This window comes from Acidithiobacillus sp. (assembly GCF_023255755.1).
In the GTDB taxonomy this organism is placed as follows: domain Bacteria; phylum Pseudomonadota; class Gammaproteobacteria; order Acidithiobacillales; family Acidithiobacillaceae; genus Acidithiobacillus.
Genome location: NZ_JAGDVS010000105.1, coordinates 1 through 2,396, shown reverse-complemented (window position 1 = coordinate 2,396; position 2,396 = coordinate 1). Strand labels below are relative to the sequence as shown.

Here is a 2,396-nt window from a genome sequence, read left to right as displayed (position 1 = left end):
GAGGGGGGGGGCGACGCCGCCGCTTTCGCGGCGGCGTTCGGTGCATGCCTGTCGGCAGCGATGCCCGAAGCTGAGCACGATCTGATTCGTCATGCCCCCGATGTTGTTGCCATCACCCACAGCTTTAACCCCACGCAGCGGGCTGCATTGTCCCGCTGCGTGCGGATCATGGGCAGGGGGATGGCGGAGTTTCAGCAACATGCTTCCTTGCAGGGGCTTGCGGACATGACGGCGATGGACCGCTACTGCTATGTAGTCGCGGGCGTCGTCGGTGAAATGCTCACCAGCCTTTTTGTGGAGTATGAGCCACGACTGGCGCCGCATGATGCGGAGATGCAGCGGCTTGCGGTGTCTTTTGGGCAGGGTCTGCAGATGACCAATATCCTCAAGGACATCTGGGATGACTGGCAGCGCGGTGTGAGTTGGATGCCACGCGCACTGTTCCAGCGTCATGGTTGCGATATTGCCGCGGTGCAACCCGGCAGCCATGATCCGGCTTTTGCGGCGGGCCTCCGTGAACTGCTGGGTATTGCCGCCGGGCATTTGCAGGATGCGCTGCGTTATACGCTCCTGATTCCGGCCGAGCAGACAGGGATGCGCGATTTTTGTCTCTGGGCTATTGCCATGGCGGTGTTGACCCTGCGGCGGATTTCCGAAAATCCTGCTTTTGCTTCTGGGAGCGACGTGAAAATCAGCCGGAGCATTGTGCATCGGGTGGTATTCCTGTCGCGCCTGCTGCACCGCTCCGACGCGCTCCTGCAACTGAGTTTTCGGGTGGGTGTCAAACCACTGGCGCAGTCTTCTGCTGCGGGGCGACCATGAATCGTATCCTGCAACCCGTGCGCTACAGCGCGAGCATTTTTCGCTCGCCGCTGGATCGGGTGATAGCTGAGGCGCGCATCGCGCTAAGTAATCTGCAGGCGGAAGATGGTCACTGGTGCTTCGAATTTGAAGCCGATTGCACCATCCCCGCCGAATATATTCTGATGCAGCACTACATGGACGAGCGCGATACCTCTCTGGAGGCCAAGATGGCCGTCTATCTGCGCAATAAACAGGCGGATCACGGCGGCTGGCCTCTCTATTACGGAGGCCGTTTTGACCTGAGCGCTTCGGTAAAGGCCTATTATGCACTGAAACTGGCCGGGGATGCCCCAGAGCTACCGCATATGCGGCGCGCCCGTGAGGCGATCCTGGCGCATGGCGGAGCGGAACACGCCAACGTGTTCACGCGCATTACTCTGGCACTTTTTGCCCAGGTGCCGTGGCGGGCCGTGCCTTTTATTCCGGTGGAAATCATGCTGTTGCCGCGCTGGTTTCCCTTTCAAATTTATAAAGTGGCGTCGTGGTCGCGTACGGTGATGGTGCCGCTGTTTATTTTGTGCAGCCTCAAGGCGCGGGCCAAAAATCCCTTGCAGGTGCATATCCGCGAACTGTTCCGGCGGCCGCCGGAACAGATTGCAGACTATTTCAGCCATGCCCGGCAAGGGATTGTGGCGCATCTTTTTCTGTCGCTGGATCGATTTTGGCGGCTGATGGAGGATTGGATACCCCGGAGTATCCGGCGCCGTGCCCTGAAGAAGGCGGAGGCGTGGTTTACTGCGCGAATCAACGGGGAGGATGGCCTGAATGGTATTTTTCCGGCGATGGTGAATGCCCATGAGGCTTTGGAGTTGCTCGGTTATCCCTCCGACCATGTCTATCGCCAGCAAACGGGGGCAGCCCTGCGCAAATTGGTGGTGGAGCGGGCGACCGACGCTTACTGTCAGCCCTGTGTGTCACCCGTCTGGGACACCTGTCTCGCGCTCCATGCGCTGCTGGAGCAGGATGGCGAGGTGTCTCCGGCGGTACAAAGCGGTATCCAATGGCTCAAGGACCGGCAGATTGGTGCCGAACCCGGCGACTGGCAGGAGCAGCGGCCCAATTTGGCGGGCGGCGGTTGGGCCTTTCAATACGCTAATCCTTATTATCCGGATCTGGATGACACGGCAGCGGTGGGCTGGGCGCTGGCGCGGGCCGGGCGTGCAGAAGATCGCGACAGTATCGAAAGGGCGGCGAACTGGCTGGCCGGTATGCAATCCAGAAACGGCGGATTCGGGGCTTATGACGTGGATAATACCCACTATTACCTCAACGAAATCCCCTTTGCCGATCACAAGGCCTTGCTAGACCCGCCGACGGCCGATGTCACCGGGCGCGTGGTGGCCTTTCTGGCGCATTTGGCGCGGCCACGGGACCGGGATATTTTGCGGCGTGCCGTGGCTTATCTGTTGCGTGAACAAGAGTCATCCGGGGCCTGGCTGGGGCGCTGGGGGACCAATTACGTCTACGGGACCTGGTCCGTGCTCATGGCGCTGGCTGAGTTGGATGATCCTTCCCTGCAACCCGCTATGGAA

2 protein-coding genes are annotated in these 2,396 nt (G+C 60.2%); both read left to right on the top strand.

What is annotated here, in order from left to right:
• Nucleotides 1-822 (top strand): squalene/phytoene synthase family protein (locus tag Q0C48_RS07250; protein WP_291522948.1); only part of this gene is annotated, 822 nt, incomplete at its 5' end.
• Nucleotides 819-2,396 (top strand): squalene--hopene cyclase (gene shc / locus Q0C48_RS07245; protein ID WP_291522946.1); only part of this gene is annotated, 1,578 nt, incomplete at its 3' end. The genes Q0C48_RS07250 and shc, both read left to right, overlap by 4 nt.